This is a genomic window from Streptomyces sparsogenes subsp. cuspidosporus (assembly GCF_039532705.1).
Lineage (GTDB): Bacteria > Actinomycetota > Actinomycetes > Streptomycetales > Streptomycetaceae > Streptomyces > Streptomyces sparsogenes.
The window spans coordinates 88,687-107,560 of sequence record NZ_BAAASD010000004.1 but is presented as its reverse complement, the minus strand read 5'-3'; the positions used below and the strand labels follow the sequence as shown (position 1 = coordinate 107,560).

14 protein-coding genes are annotated in these 18,874 nt (G+C 70.4%); 11 read left to right on the top strand and 3 right to left on the bottom strand.

Annotated elements, in window-relative coordinates:
* Positions 1-387 precede the first annotated feature (387 nt).
* Together ABFY07_RS06630 and ABFY07_RS06625 are read left to right on the top strand one after the other, a co-directional pair.
* Positions 388-1,521 carry a serine/threonine-protein kinase gene (locus ABFY07_RS06630; protein WP_346173529.1) on the top strand — a complete coding sequence of 378 codons (1,134 nt, stop codon included), beginning with the start codon at positions 388-390 and terminating at the stop codon, positions 1,519-1,521.
* 434 nt (positions 1,522-1,955) lie between these two features.
* Entirely contained in the window at positions 1,956-2,471 is a 516-nt protein-coding gene (locus tag ABFY07_RS06625) for a hypothetical protein (protein WP_346173528.1), read from the top strand.
* 682 nt (positions 2,472-3,153) lie between these two features.
* Here ABFY07_RS06625 and ABFY07_RS06620 read toward each other — a convergent pair.
* Both ABFY07_RS06620 and ABFY07_RS06615 read right to left on the bottom strand, forming a co-directional pair.
* The gene (locus ABFY07_RS06620; protein ID WP_346173527.1) at positions 3,154-3,375 is read right to left on the bottom strand and encodes a hypothetical protein; all 222 of its coding nucleotides are present in this window, start codon (positions 3,373-3,375) and stop codon (positions 3,154-3,156) included.
* Positions 3,329-4,072 carry a hypothetical protein gene (locus tag ABFY07_RS06615; RefSeq protein ID WP_346173526.1) on the bottom strand — a complete coding sequence of 248 codons (744 nt, stop codon included), beginning with the start codon at positions 4,070-4,072 and terminating at the stop codon, positions 3,329-3,331. Before ABFY07_RS06615 ends, ABFY07_RS06620 begins: the two co-directional genes overlap by 47 nt.
* Before the next feature lie 393 nt (positions 4,073-4,465).
* On the opposite strand from ABFY07_RS06615, the gene ABFY07_RS06610 reads away from it, so the two are divergent.
* On the top strand, positions 4,466-4,705 hold the full coding sequence (locus tag ABFY07_RS06610; RefSeq protein ID WP_346173525.1) for a hypothetical protein: 240 nt from the start codon (positions 4,466-4,468) through the stop codon (positions 4,703-4,705).
* Here ABFY07_RS06610 and ABFY07_RS06605 read toward each other — a convergent pair.
* Positions 4,692-5,213, bottom strand: coding sequence for a pyridoxamine 5'-phosphate oxidase family protein (locus ABFY07_RS06605; RefSeq protein WP_346173524.1), 522 nt, complete (start codon positions 5,211-5,213; stop codon positions 4,692-4,694). The two genes, ABFY07_RS06610 and ABFY07_RS06605, sit on opposite strands and share 14 nt — an antisense overlap.
* A 387-nt stretch (positions 5,214-5,600) precedes the next feature.
* Here ABFY07_RS06605 and ABFY07_RS06600 point away from each other — a divergent pair, with 387 nt between their 5' ends.
* The 8 genes from ABFY07_RS06600 to cas7e all read left to right on the top strand — a co-directional run bounded on the left by ABFY07_RS06600 (position 5,601) and on the right by cas7e (position 18,873).
* Positions 5,601-6,779: an AAA family ATPase gene (locus tag ABFY07_RS06600; RefSeq protein ID WP_346173523.1), complete on the top strand. Its 1,179-nt coding sequence runs from the start codon at positions 5,601-5,603 to the stop codon at positions 6,777-6,779.
* Between the two features lie 113 nt (positions 6,780-6,892).
* Positions 6,893-8,506, top strand: a complete 1,614-nt coding sequence (locus ABFY07_RS06595; protein ID WP_428836872.1) for a Mu transposase C-terminal domain-containing protein — start codon at positions 6,893-6,895, stop codon at positions 8,504-8,506.
* Positions 8,503-9,246, top strand: coding sequence for an AAA family ATPase (locus ABFY07_RS06590; protein WP_346173521.1), 744 nt, complete (start codon positions 8,503-8,505; stop codon positions 9,244-9,246). Before ABFY07_RS06595 ends, ABFY07_RS06590 begins: the two co-directional genes overlap by 4 nt.
* Before the next feature lie 13 nt (positions 9,247-9,259).
* On the top strand, positions 9,260-10,372 hold the full coding sequence (locus ABFY07_RS06585; RefSeq protein WP_346173520.1) for a hypothetical protein: 1,113 nt from the start codon (positions 9,260-9,262) through the stop codon (positions 10,370-10,372).
* Positions 10,373-12,210: 1,838 nt separating this feature from the next.
* Positions 12,211-15,078 carry an HD domain-containing protein gene (locus ABFY07_RS06580; RefSeq protein WP_346173519.1) on the top strand — a complete coding sequence of 956 codons (2,868 nt, stop codon included), beginning with the start codon at positions 12,211-12,213 and terminating at the stop codon, positions 15,076-15,078.
* A gap of 465 nt (positions 15,079-15,543) precedes the next feature.
* Positions 15,544-17,133 carry a type I-E CRISPR-associated protein Cse1/CasA gene (gene casA / locus ABFY07_RS06575; RefSeq protein WP_346173518.1) on the top strand — a complete coding sequence of 530 codons (1,590 nt, stop codon included), beginning with the start codon at positions 15,544-15,546 and terminating at the stop codon, positions 17,131-17,133.
* Positions 17,120-17,689, top strand: a complete 570-nt coding sequence (casB, locus tag ABFY07_RS06570) for a type I-E CRISPR-associated protein Cse2/CasB (protein WP_346173517.1) — start codon at positions 17,120-17,122, stop codon at positions 17,687-17,689. The genes casA and casB overlap by 14 nt, the downstream gene beginning before the upstream one ends.
* Positions 17,686-18,873, top strand: a complete 1,188-nt coding sequence (cas7e, locus tag ABFY07_RS06565; RefSeq protein ID WP_346173516.1) for a type I-E CRISPR-associated protein Cas7/Cse4/CasC — start codon at positions 17,686-17,688, stop codon at positions 18,871-18,873. The genes casB and cas7e overlap by 4 nt, the downstream gene beginning before the upstream one ends.
* The last annotated feature ends 1 nt before the right edge of the window (position 18,874 follow it).

Below are 18,874 nucleotides of genomic sequence, written 5' to 3'. Positions count from 1 at the left end.
CGACCTAAGGACAACCGCCGTGCTTGCCCCGATCAAAGTCGCAGGCCAGTGGGCGCTGATGGTGACAACTACCGCGCGTCGGCTCACGTGTGACTGAGCGCTTCATTTGGCGAGTGAGCGCGTGAGTCGGCGGCCAGAGCATCCGGTGTCGATGGCTTGGGAGGCACGGGTGCATTGGGTCTCGCTGTGGGTGACCTGCGTCCGGGCTCGGCCTCGAAGAGGCCCACGGCTGACCAGGCGCGTGAGCCCCGTCCGAGCGGCACCAAACAGGAGCTATCGCCTGATAACGCCTTCTGGATCTCAGATGTTGCGGGTGGCGCTCTGCGCCGAGTGCCATGATCGAGGGGCTCGGGGCGAAGGCGCACAGGTGATGACGGGGAGGGCGCGGTGGAGGGCCAGCTTCTGGGAGACCGTTACCGGTTGGTCCGGCAGCTCGGCGAGGGCGGCATGGGCGAGGTCTGGGAGGCGCGGGACGAGAAGCTGGACCGGCAGGTCGCTGTCAAAGTGATCTCCCTTCTCGCCGGGAGGGAAGGCCGTGGGGATGAGGCCCGCGCCCGTTTCCTGCGCGAAGCACGGATCACCGGCCGGCTCCAGCATCCGTACATCGTGTCCGTCCACGATCTCGGCGAGAGCGATACGCAGAGAGGCACCGTGCCCTTTCTGGTCATGGAGTTGGTGCGGGGCGAAGGGCTCGACGTCAAGCTCCGCGAAGGCTCCGTCGACCTGGCCGAGGCGGCCCGGTGGGGCGCTCAGATATGTGACGCATTGGGTGACGCGCACGCTCACGGCATCATGCACCGGGACATCAAGCCGTCCAACATCCTCGTCACACCTTCCGGAACGGTGAAGGTCCTCGACTTCGGTGTCGCACGCGCCGCCGATCCCTACGCGACTGCTGACCGGCTGACCCAGACCGGATTCATCGTGGGCACGCCCCCGTACATGGCGCCGGAGCAGGCGCGTGGCCACCCGGAACCGAGGAGCGATCTGTACGCTCTGGGCTGCCTGCTCTTCGAGCTGGTCACCGGCAGGCTGCCGTTCCAGGCTCCGGACAGCGTCGGCTATCTGACGGCGCATCTGAGCCAGCAGCCACCCGCGCCCAGTTCCGTGGCCGCGGGTGTGCCAGAGGCCTGGGACGCTGTCCTGCTCAGGCTTTTGCGCAAGGATCCTGCAGAGCGGTACGCGAGTGCCGCCGACGCCGCCCAGGCCCTGCGGAGACTCGCGGACGCGCCCGAGCCTGTGCCGGCGGCCACCGCACCGCTGACCAAGGCCTGGCCGTCGTCGTCCCCCGGTGGCCCCTCTCCCCGGAAGCCCGTTGCGCCGCGGTCCTGGATCGCGATCGCGATCTGGCTCCTCATCACGCTGGTGGCCGCCACGGTGACCGCGGCCAATATCGACGGAGCCGAGGACGGTCGCGACGTAGCCAGCGGCGCCGGCGCGGTCGCCATCGCCACTGTGGGGCTGATCATATGGTTCGCCGTGCAGGCAAGCGGTGGGAGCAGTCGAGACGGGCGACCATGAGGGACGCGGACCCGTCCTCATGGTCCATGAGGTGCCCGTCATCCCCGAGCAGCGGACTCACGTCTGTGTCCATGAGACGAGGGCCTGCGGCAGGGACCTGGTGCTGCTCCTGACGGTGGCCGTCGGATGGCAGCAGGGCGGTGTCTCGGGTACAGCGCAGCATTTGCATGGGCCCGCGCAGCACAAGGGTGCTGCACGGCGGAGGCCGGCCCCAGGATGGTGCAGCGGGTGGCCGGCGCCCGCTCCGCCCGCCTCAGCAAGCGCGGGTGTCACGCGGCCCGCCGAAGCTGTGAGGCTGCGAGGTTCACAGGTCGTTTCCCCAGGTGACGGGGTGAGCTGTGAGGCTGTGAGGTGGAGCTCGCGGCCGTACCGGTGCGGGTGGTTTCGCATCGAACGCCGACGCGTGTCGCAGACGGCGGCCTAGCCTGCGTGCCATGGATGACGAGCTGACCAACGATGACCATCTCCGGGCCCTGGCCGCGCTGGAGGCCGTCGTCCAGAACAACGACGGCGCCCTTGAGGTCCTGGCGGGCGGCGCGCACGAGCGCCCGCTGGCGGCCCTGCTTGCCGCGTACGGGAAGCACACGCTCCAACGCGTCCTGCTCGCCGCGTTCGGCATCGAGGCCACCATGACCCGCGACGAGACCGGCCAGCGTGTCGCGGAGCTCAACGGCGATCCCATGGCGCGCATCGTCTTCCTCCTGACCCACTCCCTGCACCACCAGGCCGCCCTCGCCGGCGACGACCTCGTCACCGCCAAACGAATCGGCGGATCCATCCTGCTCGCGATCCACGCCTTCACCGACGCGGACAACGGCGACGACCTCGTCACCGCCAAACGAATCGGCGGATCCATCCTGCTCGCGATCCACGCCTTCACCGACGCGGACAACCAGGACGCCCTGACCCTGCTGCGGGCACTGCGCAACCAGGTCCTCCAAGCCGACTGAACCGCCCCCGTATGCCCTGGTCCCGCTGGTGCTCGCGCAGGACGATGGAGCCATGGGCACCCGCGACCAGGACCACGGCCAGGACGACGTCGTCGAACCGGCTCGGCCGCCGCTCACCGCAGCCCGCGCCCGGGAGATGACGGCCGGGTTGCGCGAGGCGATGGACGACGGCCGGTGCTCCGTGGCGGTGCTCGCCGCCCGGGTCCGCGACGCCCACGCCGCCCGCATCTGGCTGCCGCTCGGGTACGGCAGTTGGGAGTGGTACTGCGCCGCGGAGTTCGGCATCAGCCGCGCGCAGGCGTACTGGCTGCTCGGCGTCGCCTGCTCCCTGGCCGCGATCCACGGCGCGGTCACCGCAGGCACCGAGACTTCTCGCACGCGAGACAGCGACCCGGCCGCCGCGGCCGCGCTCGACTACGGCCTGTCCCAGCGCGCACTGATCGTCGTCTCCGGCCGTAGCGGCGACGCCGCGGAGCTGATCACCCGCCGACTCGCCGTGCTCGCTCACAGCGGTCTCCAGGCCCTCGATGAGCCGGCAGTGCGCGCGGTGGTCCGCCAGTCCGTGCGCGACGTCCGAACCGCCCCGCCTCCGTCGCCCGCCGATCCGTCGACGGATCCCCTCGTCGCCGCAGGGCGCCAGCTCACCGACGACCTCTTCGCCAGAAGTCGCCTGCCCCTCCTGTCAGCGGCAAAGCTCGGACCGGAGCCGGGCAGCCAGGTCGACTGCCGCCTCGATCTCCTCGCGGCGGATGGACACGCTCTCGACGTTGAGGCCGAATGGCACCTCGAGCCGTCGGCAGAAGGTCATCAGCTCGCGGGCGGTCGCCAGCGCATGCTCGAACGATGCCTGCAGCGTGTCATCGGCGTGCTGGAGTTCGTTGTGGATCCAGCGGGGCACCTCCACGCCGAGCCACCTCAGGAACTCCAGCGTCTTCATCGACCCGCAGACCGAGAACGTGAACACGATCGGGGACGGGCGCCAGATCCCGGGCGGCGCACTCGTAGCGGTAGTCCGAAACCAGGCCCTTGGCGGCGTTGACGTCGTAAACGACCTGGGTGACGAAGTACGAGCAGCCGGCCTCCTGCTTCGCGAGCAAACGCAGGTGCTCCGTACCAGTGCGCGTGTGTCGCTCCGGGATCGCGACGCCGCCAAGCAGCAGGTCGGGCCTGAGTTCGGCCCGCAGAGACTGGGCGCGCGACAGAGTGGTGGCAACCGGCGTCTCCCGCGACGCCGCGCCCACGAAGACCGAGAGGACCTGGTCTGGTTGCTCCGTGAGCCAGCTTCGGAAGTCGCTCTCATCGTACTTGCCGACCGCCCGGTAGACCACGACCGCCAGATCGAGCTCTCCGAAGTGCCGGGCGAGGTACTCCGCGGGGTCCATCGTCGGCGTGAACGGGAACGGCCGCTCGGCCTGGTTCCGGTCGCTCTCGTCGTCGATGTCGTAGAGCACGAGCCCGTCGGGCTCCAGGCCGTCGAGCCGCTTGCGGGCGATGTCGGCGATCTCCTGAGCCCGCTCGGGGGTGGTCGTCTGCCTGGGCGGCGTCACCGCGAAGAACAGAAACTCACCTGCGCGGTCACAGATGCGCTGCTGGAGGTCCACGGCAGCGACCCTAACCGGTCGGCTCGTTCCGTCGGCTCCGAACGCAGCCGTAACGCCTTGCTACTGACAGTTCCCCGGCACTGTGACTACATCCCCGCGGGTGCGCGTGGCGTCGCCGGGGGCGAGCAAGCTGGTGAGTTCGGCAATCGCCTCGGGCGACGGTTTGAAGTAGCGGCGGACGTTCTCCGGCTTCTTGTGCCGGGACTTCGCCATCAGCATCAGCGCCGCCCACCAGGGCCGACGAGGGCCTAGCGCACGTTCTGACATGGATGTTCCTCAACCCCCGAAAGTCCCGTAAGTTCACGCAATCTGAAGGGTTCACGGCGAGAACTCAAGGGTCCGTCGTCGTGCTCTGTGGAGTTGCTTCCGTGGGTTCGGGGCCAACTCGCGACCTTGCCGTTCCTGGTCCCCTGGACCGGCAAGACGCCGAGCGGCCCCCTGCTCGAACGCAGCGAAGCGGAGTTGAGAGCTTGGGGGCGGGGCAGCCTCGGGTCGCTCTTGTACCGGCGGGCGCTGGGCGAGGCCCTCGCCACGGCGCTGGCGGTACGCGACGGCGCGCCGTCGACCGGCCCCGCACCCACGTACGCGCAGGTGCAGGCCCTCGTCGACGGGCCCGGCGTCACGTGCCGGTGAGCTTGTCGAGGTCGGGGGCGTAGACGGTCATCCAGTGCGGGTTCAGCCGGTAGTAGACGACCTCGCGGTTCCAGTCGAAGGCGTCGTCGTCGCCGTAGAAGTCCTTCAAGTAGGAGAGGAGTTCCTGCCAGTCGGCCGTGGTCTCGGCGTCCTCGGGGTTCAGCTCCTCCACCGTGCCGTGGGTGAACACGCCGAGGTCCTCGCCGCGCATGTGCGCGACGCTGGCGGCCGGACGGGCCGCGAGATGACGGGCCTTGGCGGCGTTGCGCGCCGTGCCGAAGTGCCACCGGCCGTGCAGGAAGTGCCCGTCGGCGCCGCTGATCCGCGGTTCGCCCTTTGCGGTCACCGTCGAGAGGGCGAGCGTGCACATGCCGGTGAGGGCCCCGGTGAGCTGCGCCGCCGTGATGGTGCGGCCCTCGACGATCGAGCGGAGGTGTGCGGTCGAGCCGGAGAGGGAGGAGTCGAGGAGGGACTGGAGCTTGTCGAGTTCTTCTGGGGTTTCGCGCATACGTCCATCGTCGGCCGTAAACCCGACACCTTCTGTCGTCATTGATGAAGCAGCGGTGAGGTTGCTCCGCGCGGGTTGCGCTCGGTGCTGCGTGGATGGCAACTGCGATCTCTCGGGTTGGTGTCGGTGGTGGTGAGAGTCAGTGGTGGCGTTCTGGGGTGGGGTGTTGCGGGGGCTGGTCAGTGGGTGTTTGTGGGTGGGTGGTCCGCTGTCATGAGATGAGAGATTGAGGGGCGGGATCGCTGTCGTGGGGCTTTATCGCATGGCAGCTGATGTTGTCTCAGGTTCGAGAGTTCTTATCCGCTGAGGTTGGCCGGCCGGTGTGATCGTGGGGTGGACCAAGAGGTAAGGGCCGGTCGTGGGCCTGTGCTGCCCAGGGGATTGGTGGTGCGTCGTCTGCTGGAGCGGCAGCAGGCGGGGGAGCTGGCCACGCGGCATGTGCGTGCGGTCGCTGAGACGGTGGGTGTCTCGGAGCGTACGGTGTGGCGCTGGCTGGAGCAGGCGAAGGCGACCGGGCAGGTGGAGGCGCCGGTCCGGCAGGGGTATGCGGTGTCGGACGAGGTGTGGGCGCTGCTGGGCGAGGTGGGAGGGAATGTCGCTGAGCTGAGGCGCCGGCTGGCCGCGGCTGGCGGCGGGGCTTCGGTGCCGTCGGCGTCGACGTTGCACCGGGTGATCCGCAGGGACCGCCGGGCGGGCCGGGCTTTGCTGGTCGAGCGGGAGCCTGAGGTGGCCGGGCCGAGCAGGCCGGATCCGCTCAGCGAGCTGGGCCTGAACGTCGTGGCCGGCCAAGGTACAGGCGGGCAGGTTTTTCTGCGGGAGCAGAAGCATCTGGCACAGGTCCCGGTCCTGGTCCCAGGCGCGCAGGTGGTGCACACGCCCGCTGTGCGGTCGGTGCTGCGGACGGTCGCGCACGCGGCCGCGGTGGGGGCGGTGGTGTGCTTGTACGGCGACGCCGGCCAGGGCAAGACCGTCGCGCTGCAGTACGCCTTGTCCCAGCTGCCGCACCCGGCCCGGGTCCGTCGGGTCCATGTCGGTGTGCACCCGACGGTGCCCGAACTGCGCCGGGTGCTCGCGGACGCCCTGGAGCTGGGCAGGCGTCTGCCGCGCGGGGCGGGGGAGGCCGACCTGACGCTGGTGAACGCGCTACGACAACCCCGCGTGCTGGTCTTGGACGAGGCACAGCGCCTTCCGGGACCGGCGCTGGAGTTTCTGCGCGGGCTGTGGGACCACCCGGACACGGACACGGCACTCGTGCTGGCGGGTGCGGGCAGTGAACGGGCGCTGAGCCGGGTGCCTGCGCTGGCGTCTCGGGTGCTGACTTGGGAACTGGTGCCGCGTCTTCGCCCGGGCGACGTGGCAGCGGCGATGGCGGCGTTCCACCCGCTGTGGGAGGACGTGAGTGAGGACGATGTCGTATGGGTGGACGAGCATGTGTGCCACGGCAATTTCCGGACGTGGGCGAAGCTGACCTCGCACCTGACCGCCGAGATCTATGGCAAGAGCCGTGCGGTGGTGGACCGCCGGTTGCTGGAGCGGGCCTGCGCACGGCTCATGGGGCCGCTGTGACCGGCGCGGCCAGGCCGGGAGAGGGCGCTTCCCGCTCCGGCGTGCACGGGGACGGCGGGGGTGTGCGGGGAGGCCTGCCTTCCTCCTCCCTGTCGGCGCTGCGCGGCCCTGCCGTGCGCAGGCTGCTCGCCCTGCGGCAGGACCAGAGACTGACGACCCGGCATGTGCGGCTGATGGCTCAGTCGTTGGAAGTGACCGAGCGCACGGTGTGGCGGTGGCTTGCCGCTGCCGAGCGTGACGAGTCAGCGGCCGCGGAGCCCGGAGCGCGGGCCCAGAGCAAAGACCGCTTCTCCGTTACCCCCGAAGTGCGCCGCCTGCTGGCCTTGTGGAAGGGCAACGTAGCAGCGGTTCATCGGGAGCTGACCGCTCGCGCGGCCAGGGGCGAGGGGGAGCCGCCTCCGTCGATTCCGACGCTGCACCGGGCGGTCCAGCGGGATCTGACGCCGGGGGAGCGGGCCGGACTCGCCGGTGGCGAGCGGGCGGCGCGCAAGCACGATGTGTTCCTGTCCCGGCCGCGGGGCTGGCGCAACCAGGTGTGGGAGACCGACCACGTCCAAGCGCCGGTGCTGGTCGATGTCGACGGCAAGCCCCGAAGGCCGTGGATCACCTGGTTCACCGATTGCGCCACCAACGCGATCACCGGTGTCGCGGTGACGCCGGTGCATCCGTCGCGGGAGTCGGTACTGGCCGCGCTGCGCTCCGCGGTCTTGCGCGAGGACCCCTACGGCCCGTTCGGCGGCCTGCCCGAGAAGGTGCGTGTCGACCGCGGCAAGGACTTCCTGTCCCGGACGGTGACCGCCGCGTTCGATTTGCTGGACGTGACGGTGGAGGACCTGCCCGCCTACACCCCCCACCTCAAGGGCACCGTGGAGGGCCTGAACCGGGCGGTGGAGAGCATGTTCCTGGCCGCGTTGCCCGGCTACGCCCGCCAGCCGCGCCCCGGCAAACGGCCTTCCCGCCCGAAGGACGAGGTACTGATCGGCTTCGAGGACTTCACCGCCCGGCTGCTGGCCTGGACACGGTGGTGGAACACCGAACATCAGCCCGCGCCCTTGCGGGGCAGGACTCCGCTTCAGGCGTGGCAGGACGATCCCACTCCGCTGCGGGACGTGCCAGCCGCAGATTTGTGGACGTTCACCCTGGAGGACGCCGGTACCCGCACGCTGACCACTCGCGGCATCCGCTTTAGGAAACGCGACTACGTGGGGCCGTGGATGGCCGGGCAGGCAGGGATCCAGGTCCGCATCCGCTTCATGCCTCACCACGACCACCGCATCGAGGTCTACCACGCGGCCACCGGCCGCTACCTCGGTCCTGCGGACCTGGCCGACCAGGCCACTGAGGAACAGGTCAGCGCTGTACGGCGGGCACGGGCAGCCCGTAGCCGACGCCTGAAGAAGGACCTGGAGGCTTCCCAGCGCGAGCGCTACGCCGCCGCTACCCAGGCCGAGCCCCCTCGGCGGCTCGGCGCACTGACCGGTGCGCAGGCCGACACCGAACTCGCCCTGAGTGCCGGTACCAGCCTGTCGCAGCTCGCGCTGCCGGACGTCATCCCGCCCGCCGCACCCCCGGCCGACTGGCGCACCCCAGCTTCCCTGGCTGCGCTGACCACGCCGGGCCGGCCCGCCCCGCTCACGTCCGGCTGTGAGTCCGCCCCTGCGGTCCCCGACGGCCCGGGCAGGCACGCCGCACCTTCCACCACCGACGAAGACGGAGACGCCTCGTGACTGCGGCCACCTACCAGTACGTCGACCTGCCCGACGCCTCTGTGGTCACCACCCGCGCCTTGCTCACCGCCCGCGAGAACATCGGCGACACCGTCGCTGCCCGCGCGATGATGTGTATCCACGGCGGTGCCGGCTTTGGCAAGACCCTTGCCGTTAACACCTGCCTGCGCGCACTCGAACCGGGCGAGGACGTCCGCAAGATCACCTTCCGGGCCCGTCCCACCGCCCGAGCGGTGCGCTATGAACTGTTCACCGCGCTCGATCTGGCCGGCGAGCCACCGCGCCATCCCAGCGAGTTTGACCGACTGCTGAAGATGGCCCTGGCCGAGCGCCCCCGTACCTTCCTCGTCGACGAGGCCCAGTGGCTCAACGGCGAGGCATTCGAGTACTTCCGCTACCTGTGGGACGAGCCCTCCACCCAGCTCGCGATCATCTTCGTCGGTGGCGAGGGCTGCCACACCGTGCTGCGCCGTGAACCGATGCTGTCCTCCCGCATCTTCATCTGGCAGCACTTCACCCGCCTCACCCCCAGCGAGGTCCTCGACGTCATCCCGCTGTTCCACCCCATCTGGGCCGACGCCGACCCGGACGACATCGCCTTCGCCGACAGCCACGCCGCACACGGCAACTTCCGCGCCTGGGCCCAGCTAACCGCCCACACCCGCACCGCCCTGGCACGCACCGGCCGCCCTCGCGTCGACCAGGAACTGCTGCGCTGGGCCTTCAGCCGCCTCGCCTGACCACCCCACCGCCATGTTCCTCGCCTCGCGGCCGCCGTCCGTCACCGTGGTCATCGACCCAGGCGACGACGTGATCCACACCCACACCGCCCTGGCCGCCCACCACCCGCCGTCCGGCCGGATCACCCTGCACCCCGGCCCGGGCACCACCAGTGAAACCGGCCTCGCCCACGACCTTCTCGCCGCCCTGGGAAAACCGCCCCTGCTCCCGGGCCGCTTCCCTGCCGGCCGTCAGCCCGCCTGGGAAGCCGCTGCCGCCTGGATGACCGCCCTGCCCGTCACCCGGCTGACCGTCCTGCGTGCCCACCGCCTCACCACCCGCCGCACCATGCGCCTCCTGCAGCTACAGACCCTCACCGGGATCCACCTGACCCTGGTCTGCCACCGCCCTTACCTTCCCGCCGCCCTGCACCAGGCCCTGCAGACGGCCGACTACTCCGTCACCGCCGACTTCGACGCAGCCCGTCGCCACTACTACGGCACCCCTATCGCCGAACCCCCGCCTGCGGACGAGCCCGCTGGGCTAACCGGTCGGTGGCTCACCCTGCCCGCACTGGACCGCCTCGTCTCCTATGACAGCCCCCGCCCCTGCACTGACCCGTGCAGCCCGCCCCTGATCGTCTGGCGGCACCGCCCACCGCCCGTGCCTCTCACCGCGCCCACCGCCCAGCGAGTCGCCCACCGCCTGCATGCGGCGACCGCACATCCCCGCCTCGCCGCGGCCGTCGCCGCCGCACTGTTCACCGGTGCCTCCCTCCAGCAGCTCGCTACCGCCCGCCCTCGCGACTACGACGACGCTGCGGCCACGCTCGCCCTGCACGACCGCGCCCGCTACACCGACGGCTGCGCCGCCTACCCCGTACCGCCCTGGGCGGGCGTCTTCCTTCGGGCCGCGGCCTGCTTCACCCGGCTGGTATCCGGCGAGGACCAGGAGCTGCTTGCCGCGCCAGGTGACCGTGGGCACCTGCTGCGCGTTGCGGAGACGGTCAGACTGCGCCCGCCCCAGCCGCCCGCGGCCTGCCGCAAAGGCCCGGTCGGCCGTGTGGAGTGGGACTGGCGCGAGCGGCAGGAAGCCGAGAGGTGTGAAGCGGTGCCGACCAGTCGCGTCAGGCCCTCACGACGCTGAACACCCTGACCTGGTGACGCGACGGGTGGTGAATCGCGTGAAAGTGGTCAGAACAGTTCGCGTGGAAGTGTCCACTGAAAAGCCGCGTTGACCTGTACTTCTGCCGTGGTTGACTTCTGGAGGGAGTGGACATTTAGTCGCGAAGCCGCAGGACACTTTGACGCGATTTTTGATAAGTAATGTGGGTGCTGACCTGCTGCCTTTCCAGGCGGAAGACACCCTTCCGTTATGGAGTGTTGAGGGGTTTGAGGAGTTCCCAGGACAGGCCCTCATGCCTGGGGACGGGACTCCGGAAGTTACCTGGCTTTTAGCCAGGGCACGGAGAGACCCCCACGCCTGGGGACGGGACCCTTGTTGACCTGGGCGGGTGCTTCTGTCTGGAGAGGATTTTACTGTTCTTTGTTCGAGGGTGAGGGGGTTTTCCTTTAGTGCCGAGCGGTTGGCTGCTGAAGTGCGGGACATTATTTGACGGCTTCGGCTGATCGCGTTACGGAACCGCCGAGGCGCTTCTGGAGGCTGTGAGTCTTCCGGAGCGGTCCCACATGCGTGGGGGAGCCCAGTACTTGCCGGGGGAGGTCGCGCGTGAGCTGGACAGACCCCCATGCGTGGGGACGGGACCTCCCTTTCGACGACCCGCGGGGCCCGGGCGGGGAGAGACCCCCACACCTGGGGACGGGACGCTACCTCGGGCACGTCTGGGAGCGAACCACCGGAGAGACCCCCACCTGGGGACGGGACGCTTGGAGCCGGCCACAGGTCGCCGCGATGATCGAGAGACCCCCACACCTGGAAACGGGACTGCGAGCAGCCGACGGCCGCCCGGCTCGGGATGGAGAGACCTCCACACTGGGGACGGGACCTGCGTGGAGCTTTTGGTTCATGTCCGTGCTGCGAGAGACCTCCACACCTGGGGACGGGACCCTTGTTGACCTGGGCGGCTCCTTCTGTCTGGAGAGGATTTTACTGTTCATCACTCAGCGAGGGAGCCTTTCGGTGGAGGTCTGCACTGCCGCTTTTATTGGCCTTGTGAACGCGGGGAGGTATCGGCATCGGCATTGGCAACGTCGTCACGGCACCGCCTTCTGGGCAGACCCCTACACGCAGGGGATGGGGATAGAGGTCAGATGCAACGGTCGTGAGGGCGATGTGCTGTGGTCCTGTGAGCCCGGCAGGGGGCAGGTAGTCCTGTTTGGAGTGTTGGGGCTGCTCGGCTCTGCTGGGCATCTCTGTCGTTCGATGCCCGTGGAGGAAGGTCGGCCGGGCGGTGTGTGGGGAGGGAAGGCCGGTGGTGTCGGCCTGGTGGAGAAGACGGTATGACCCCCACGGACTCAGCTCGTCAGCGGTTGACGAGGCTTGGAGCGGGAGACTGCTGCGAGCCAATAAGCGCGTTGTACCACGAAGGTATACCCCTTAACGGGCATGTGCGGTGTTATCGGTGAAGACGGAGGGGGCCGGGCCGGACACGCAGTGGACCGTCGCTTGCTGACCGATCACCGAGTCCGCCTCATGCGCGCTTTGCTCAGCGGGGAGAGGGGAGCGATATATGCATGGGGTTCCGGGGGCGCTTCCTCGCGTCTCAACCGCTCGGAGTGACAAGCGCATGGTGCTGTGTTCGCTGTGATGGGCCGCGTGCCACCGCGCGGTGGCGCGGCAACTGCCGAGGTCAACCCCTCGGTCACCCCGGCCGTTGCCCCAGGGGGCGTGCCAGCAGGGCGGGAGCTGTGGAGATGCGGCTGATTACGTCGCCGTGGGCAGAGTGCGGTTCACCGGTGTGGGGGATGGCAAGGTGTCGCTGTGGCTGCTGTCCTGGCCTGGACGGCAGGGGAGGGGCTGGCTGGATGGGTGTGGTCGAGGACAGCCGGGAGGATGGCCTGGATCTGTCAGTGTGGGGGAAGTACAGCCTGCTCTACGGCCTGACTTATCCGCTGCTGTTCCATTTGCTGGACGCGGCTGCGGTGATGGGGGAGTTGTGGGACCGGTACCTGACGCCTGCGCAGCGCCGGGTGATCTCCCGGGGGCTGGGTCTTACGTCGGCCGCGGCGCGGCGCGAGGCCATGTTCCTGGCAGGCTCGCACGACATCGGCAAGGCGGGCCGGTTCCAGATGTGCGAGCCGGGAGCGTGGGCGCAGGTCAGCGATGAGCTGCGCGCGGATGCCGGACCGTGGCGGCTGCTACGGCACGAACGTGCCTCCATGCACACGTCCGTCGAACTCCTGGCCGATCTCGGCTATCGGCTGGGAGGCAACACCAGCCCGGCGGTGCGCGCGGCCCAGATCCTCGGCGCCCATCACGGCCGCTATCTGCAGTGCGACGTGCGCGGGGCGGCCCGTGCTGAGCGGGTGCGTCTGGATCTCGGCGGCCCGCTGTGGCAGGACCTGCGGCGCCGCTACCTCGCCCAGATCCGCTATCTCACGGGTGCCGGAACGCCGCCATCCCGGGTCTCCGCCGAGGCGGCGGTCCTGCTGTCAGGCCTGATTATCGTCGCGGACCGGCTGGTGAGCCAGCCTCATGAGTGGATGCGGCGTGCGATGGCACCGGCTTCGGGCGCGCTGGACCACTGGATCAGTACCCGCCGTCCGGCGAGCGCGGATGCAGAGGAGGGGTGGGCCGCCGCGGCCGCGGTGGTGACGGCGTCCGGGCTCGAGCGGGTCGACCTGCCCAGCGTGCCCTTCACTCAGGCTCATCCGCACACCAGCGGCCCGAACCGGCTGCAGGCATCGGTCATCGCCCAGCTTGAGCCGGCGGTGAAGGAGCAGGGGACGGGCATCCTTGTGGTCACCGACTCCACCGGCACCGGCAAGACCATCACAGGGCAGGAGGCTGCCCGGATCTTCAACAGCCACTGCGGTACCCGTGGGATGGCCGTGCTGCAGCCCACCACGGCCATCGCGGATGCCGCCTATGACACCCTGGTGGCCTACGTGGCTGCCCACCGTCCGGAGCGGGCCGCGGTATCGCTGGTGCACGGCCACAGCTGGAACAGCGCCGCCTACCCCGACAAGCGGCTGCTGGAAGCCGCTGGTCAGCTGACGCTGGACGAGTACTTCGACGCACAACAAGACGCCGCCGGCCGGCCCGAGCACCGCGTCACCGTCCCGGACCCCTTTCTGCGCGGCTGGGACAGAGCGCTGCTGGCCCAGTTCACCGTCGCCACCATCGACCAGGCGCTGATGGCCGTCCTGCCGGTGCGCTACAGCGCGCTGCGGATGCTGGCCCTGTCCGGGCGCACCGTCATCCTGGACGAAATCCACGTCGCCACCCCCTACATGCGGCGTCTGACGGCCCGGCTCCTGCACTGGCTGGCAGCGCTGGGCACACCGGTCGTGCTGCTGTCCGCCACGCTGGCCCCGCCCGCAGCCCGGGAACTGGTACACGCCTATCTGGCCGGTGCAGGACTGCGGCCCGGCCAACTGGACGGTCTGGAGACGGACGTGCCCTACCCGGGTTGGCTGTTCGCCGCCGCCCGCGACGGCGCCGTCACCCGCATCGACCCCGCCCAGGCCGCCGCCCATGCCACGGCCACCCGCCGCTGGCTGACCGTGCGGCACCAACCCGTGACTGCGGCCCGGCTCGGCGCCGCCGGACGGACTGTGGCCGACGGGGAACGGCTGCACCACATCGCCGCACAGATCCGCCCCGTGCTGGCACACGGCGGCTGCGGGATCGTGGTGTGCGCCACCGTCGCCGACGCCCAGGACACTTTCCGCTACCTCACCAGCATGCCCTGGCCCCGCCCCCCGGAGGAGCTGGTGCTGCTGCACGCCAGATTTCCCAGCCATCAGCGCGAGGCCGTAACCCGGCGGGTACGCGCCCAGCTCGGCCCGGCCGGGATGCGCCCCGAGCGGCTGGTCGTAATCACCACCAGCCTGCTCGACATGAGCCTGGACATCGACTGCGACCTCATGATCAGCGATCTGGCCTCGCTGGCCCGGCTGCTGCAACGGGCCGGCCGACTGTGGCGGTTCGAACGACTGTGGCAGGAAGAAGACGCCTACCGCCGCCGCAGGCCCGACTGGATCCTGGCGCGCGGGCCGCAACTGACGGTACTGGACCCGGTCGTTGACGGCCACACCGAACTCCCGCACTGGTGGGGCAGGGGCGAGCCGGCCTTCGAACTGAACGCCGCCGCGCACCTGCTGGCTCACCCGCCCGCCCACGATCTCGACCTGCCCGTCCAGCTTCCCGGCCTGCTGGAGACGGCCGGCACCCGCATCCCCGACACGCTGGCCGACATGCACACCGCCTACCAGGCCGAACTGCGAGCCCACGAACACCTCGGGCAGGAACAAGCCGTGCCGCCACCTGCCCGCACCGGCTCCCTGGCCGACCTCTACCGCCGACCCACCACCGCCGGTACGGCTCCCACCCGGGAGGGCTCGCGCCCGCGACGCCTGCTGGCCTGCTACCGCCAGCCGGACGGCTCGCTGCACCTGGACCCGGCCGGTACCCTGGCCCTGCCCGACAGCCCCCGGCTGTCCGCGCCCGCCATCCGCACGATCCTCGAACGCACCCTGGACGTCCCCGAGGACTGGCTCGCCGACGCCGCCCCCGCACAGTTGCCCGAATCCTGGCGCCAGCACGCGCTACTGGCGGACCTGACCCTGCTGATCCACGACGCCGCCGCACCGGCGCCTGTCCGCTTCGGCCGCCACTTCCTCCACCTCGACCCGCACCTCGGCCTCATCCACGACGAGGCACCGGCCTGACCGGCCGAACCCCGTCCTGCCATTCAGCCGCCGTTCCGTCGGGACCGGGTTCGACGGGGGGCGGCTCCGTCCGGTGCACGTGCGCCCAGTACCGGCCGGTACCCACCGGGTCCGCCCGTGCAGCGTCAGGGCACACGCCGGTCCACGCGCCGGGCGGCGCTCAACCACGCCCAGCACACTGCTGGCGGAGCCGCGGCTGCCCCTGCCGCGATCAGACCTGCTCGCACGCGCGGGCGTTATACACCCCCAGCACTTCATCGCGGGCTGAATCCCCCATAACGGACTCAACCTTAGGCGGGCGTGCTTCAGTGAAAAGCACCTGAGGGCAGGCACGTCCCGCCTTCGCTCCTCCCGCGCTGCGCTCTGCCTGCCGTGTGCAGCGCCCGAACGTCTTGTCCACACCCGATCCTCCCGCGCCGCGGGCCGCTGCCCGGCCCGCGCTGTCACGGGAAGGAGACAGCCCCTGTGCCCTCCCCGCCGGCTTACCCCGTCGACCTGCGTCCCTGCATCCCCGTCCGCACGGCCGGGCGGCACCAGGTGCTCGGACTGCGCGAGGTACTCCTCCAGGCCCACCGCATCGACGACCTGGCACTGCCCCTGCCGCCCGCGCAGTCCGCGCTGCTGCGACTGCTGACCGCCATCACCGCCGAGCTCACCGGCCTGGACGATGCGAACCTGTCACTGGAGGAGTGGCACGAACGGCGAACCGACCTGCTCACCAGCGGCCGCGGCCTGAAAGCCCAGGACGTCCACGGCTACTGCGACGCCTCCGCACTGGACCTCTACGACCCACACCGCCCCCTCCTGCAGGACTCGCGCCTGGCCGCGCAGTGCACCAAGACCTCCGGCATCAACAAACTCGTCTTCGGCCGGCCCGCCGGCAACAACATCGCCTGGCTCAGCCCGCACACCGACACCGCCCCACGCCCCGTGCCCAGCGACGAGGCCTTCTGGCACCTGCTCATCCAGCACTACTACGGCGCCGCCGGCCGCTGCACCACCCGCAGCGCCGGCCCTCACACCAGCGGCCGGGCCACCGCCGCGCCCCTGCGCTCCACCCTCTCCTTCCACCCCCAGGGCGCCACCCTCCTCGAGACACTCCTGCTGCACCAGTTCCCCTACCGCGGCGGCCCCCAGCACTCCCCGGACACCTGCCCCTGGCAGGAGCTTGAGCCGCCCGACCCCGTCAACCCCCCGCCCCCGGTGACCTGGCCCAAACGCCTGCTGACCGGCCGCTCCCGCCACGCGGTGCTGCTGGTCCCCAACGCCGACGGCAGCGCAGCCACCGACGCCTACCTCACCTGGGCCACCCAACACCCCGCCTACCCGGCCACCGACCCCTACCTCATCATCGACACCCACACCCGGGCCAAGGCCGAGCAACGCGACACCCCCCGCCGCGCCGACGCCGACCGAGCCGCCTGGCGAGACCTGGACGCCCTGCTGCTGGCCGGCGACGAGAACAGCACTCAGCGCCGGCCCGCCGTCTTCGACACCCTCAACGACCTGCCCGCCCCCGTACGGGCCCGGCTGCGGGTACGGGTGTGCGGCTTCGACCAGGACGGCCGCACCACCAACAGCATCTGGTACACCGCCCTGACCCCGCCCCTGTGGAACTGGGCCGAAGAACACGACCCGCCCGCCGCCCGCCGGATCGCCGCCTGCCGCCAGGCCGCCGAACGCCTGGCCGCCCTCCTGCGCACCCACGCCAACACTGCCTGGAACGAAACCCAAACCCCCGCTACGGGCGGGACACCGCCCGCCCCGCGCCGCGGCCCAAGGCCCAGCCGGTGGGCGCGCGAGGCGCTGGCCGTGTACTGGCCGCGCGCCGAGCAGGCTTTCTGGAACCTCGTCAACCAGCACGCCGATGAGGCAAGCGACCCCTATCCGGTCTTCGCCCGCACCGCTGTGGACGTGCTGCGCCAGGCCGTCCGCCCGGACCTGGCCTGCCACCAGATGGCCGGCCCCGCCCTGGCCCGCGCCGTCCGCGCCCTCTCCGCCGCGGCAGCTCCCGCCTCCCGCCGCAAGAAAGCAGCCCGCCATGCCCAGCCATGACGACTACCGCGCCCACTGCGACGCCTACGTCGCCGCCGTCCGCGACCTGTGCATCACACCGGAGATCCGCTCCGCCCTCGAGGACGGCCGCGGCAAACCCGTCGACCACTGCCAACCCCTGCACCCCTGTCTCAGCCGCCTCACCCACAAACAACCCGACCGCCGAGCCCACTACACCCTCGCCTGCCTCATCGCCCACGAACGCCCCGACCGCCGCCCCATCACCCCCACCCCGGGCCCCGACGAGCCCGTCGCCTGGCGATCCCGCCCCAACCTCGGCGCCACCTTGGCCCTGGCCGCACGAGGGCGCACCGACGGCCCCTACGAGAAGGAACTGCAAGTCCTCATCCGCCTGTCCGAGGACCTGCTCCACCGGCGCTTGCCCGGCCTGATCCAGCAACTGCTGGGCGCCGGCTGCCCGCCCGACTTCGCCGTCCTGCTGGCCGACCTCACCTACTGGACCAGCAACCGCCTCAGCGTCGCCACCCGCTGGCAGGACGCCTTCTACCTGACCGCCCTCACCCAGCCCCACACACAGGAAAGCAGCAGCACATGACCAACCCCTACCTCGCCCGCTACGTCGACCTGCACATCCTCCAGGACATCCCTGCCTCCTGCCTCAACCGGGGCCGGTACAACGAGCCCAAAACCCTCATGTTCGGCAACACCCAGCGCGGAGCCATCTCCAGCCAGTGCGCTAAACGCGCCAACCGGCAGGCACTGGAGACCCTCCTGGGCGAACCCGCCGCCCGCACCCGCATGCTGCCTCCTCGCCTGGCCAAGGCCCTGCGCGAGGCCGGCTGGCCCGAGGACCTCGCCCGCTTCGCCGCCGCCCAGATCCCCCGCAGCGCCACCAGCGAAGGCCTGGCCACCGACCCGGACGCCGACGACCGCACCCTGGCCATGCTCTACCTGCCCGCCGACACCATCCTCGACGATCTCGCCGCCCTGTGCACCCGCCACCGCACCGCCCTGGAAAAGGGCATGGCCAAGGAAGCCAAGTCCACCGCGAAAGGCCCCGCCGCCTACCTGCCCACCGACGACGTGGTGAGCCTGCTGTGCCAACGCACCGCCAGCATCAGCCTCTTCGGCCGCTTCCTCGCCGGGCTCGCCGACGCCCACGTCGACGGCGCCGTCCAGATGGCCTGGCCCTTCACCACCCACACCAGCGATCTGCAGCCCGACTTCTTCACCGCCGTCGAGGACTGGGCCCCGCCCGGCGACTCCGCCAGCGCCCACCTGGACACCGCCTACCTCAGCGCCGGCGTCTTCTACCGCTACGCCAGCGTCAACTTCACTGACCTGACCCACAACCTCGACGGAAAAACATCCCAGGCCATCGCCCTGCTTGCTGCGTTCACAGACGTGTTCATCTCCACCCTGCCGCAGGCCAAGAAGAACTCCACCGCCCCCCACACTCTGCCCGACACCGTCCACTACGTCGTCCGCGACCGCCGCCCCGTCTCCTTGGCCTCCGCCTTCCACCAGCCCGTCAAAGCCGACCGCCACGGCGGCTACCTGGCCCCCTCCCGCAGCGCCCTGTCCCGGCACGCCGGGATCATCACCCAGATGTTCGGCACCCGGCACCGCATCGCCCAGGGCCACGTCACCCAGGCACCCGACCCAGAACCGCTCGAGCACCTCGGCGAGCGCCACACCAGTTACGACGACCTCATTGACGCCCTCACCGCCGCGGCCGGCGCCCCCGCCACCCCGCCCCGCCGCTACACGGCGGCATGAC

What these genes read in the sequence shown, in the direction of transcription:
- ABFY07_RS06625 (WP_346173528.1), top strand. Translation starts at nt 1,956, where the DNA reads ATGGATGACGAGCTGACCAACGATGACCATCTCCGGGCCCTGGCCGCG.
- ABFY07_RS06605 (WP_346173524.1), bottom strand. Translation starts at nt 5,213, where the DNA reads ATGCGCGAAACCCCAGAAGAACTCGACAAGCTCCAGTCCCTCCTCGAC.
- ABFY07_RS06585 (WP_346173520.1), top strand. Translation starts at nt 9,260, where the DNA reads ATGTTCCTCGCCTCGCGGCCGCCGTCCGTCACCGTGGTCATCGACCCA.
- ABFY07_RS06580 (WP_346173519.1), top strand. Translation starts at nt 12,211, where the DNA reads ATGGGTGTGGTCGAGGACAGCCGGGAGGATGGCCTGGATCTGTCAGTG.
- casB (WP_346173517.1), top strand. Translation starts at nt 17,120, where the DNA reads ATGCCCAGCCATGACGACTACCGCGCCCACTGCGACGCCTACGTCGCC.
- cas7e (WP_346173516.1), top strand. Translation starts at nt 17,686, where the DNA reads ATGACCAACCCCTACCTCGCCCGCTACGTCGACCTGCACATCCTCCAG.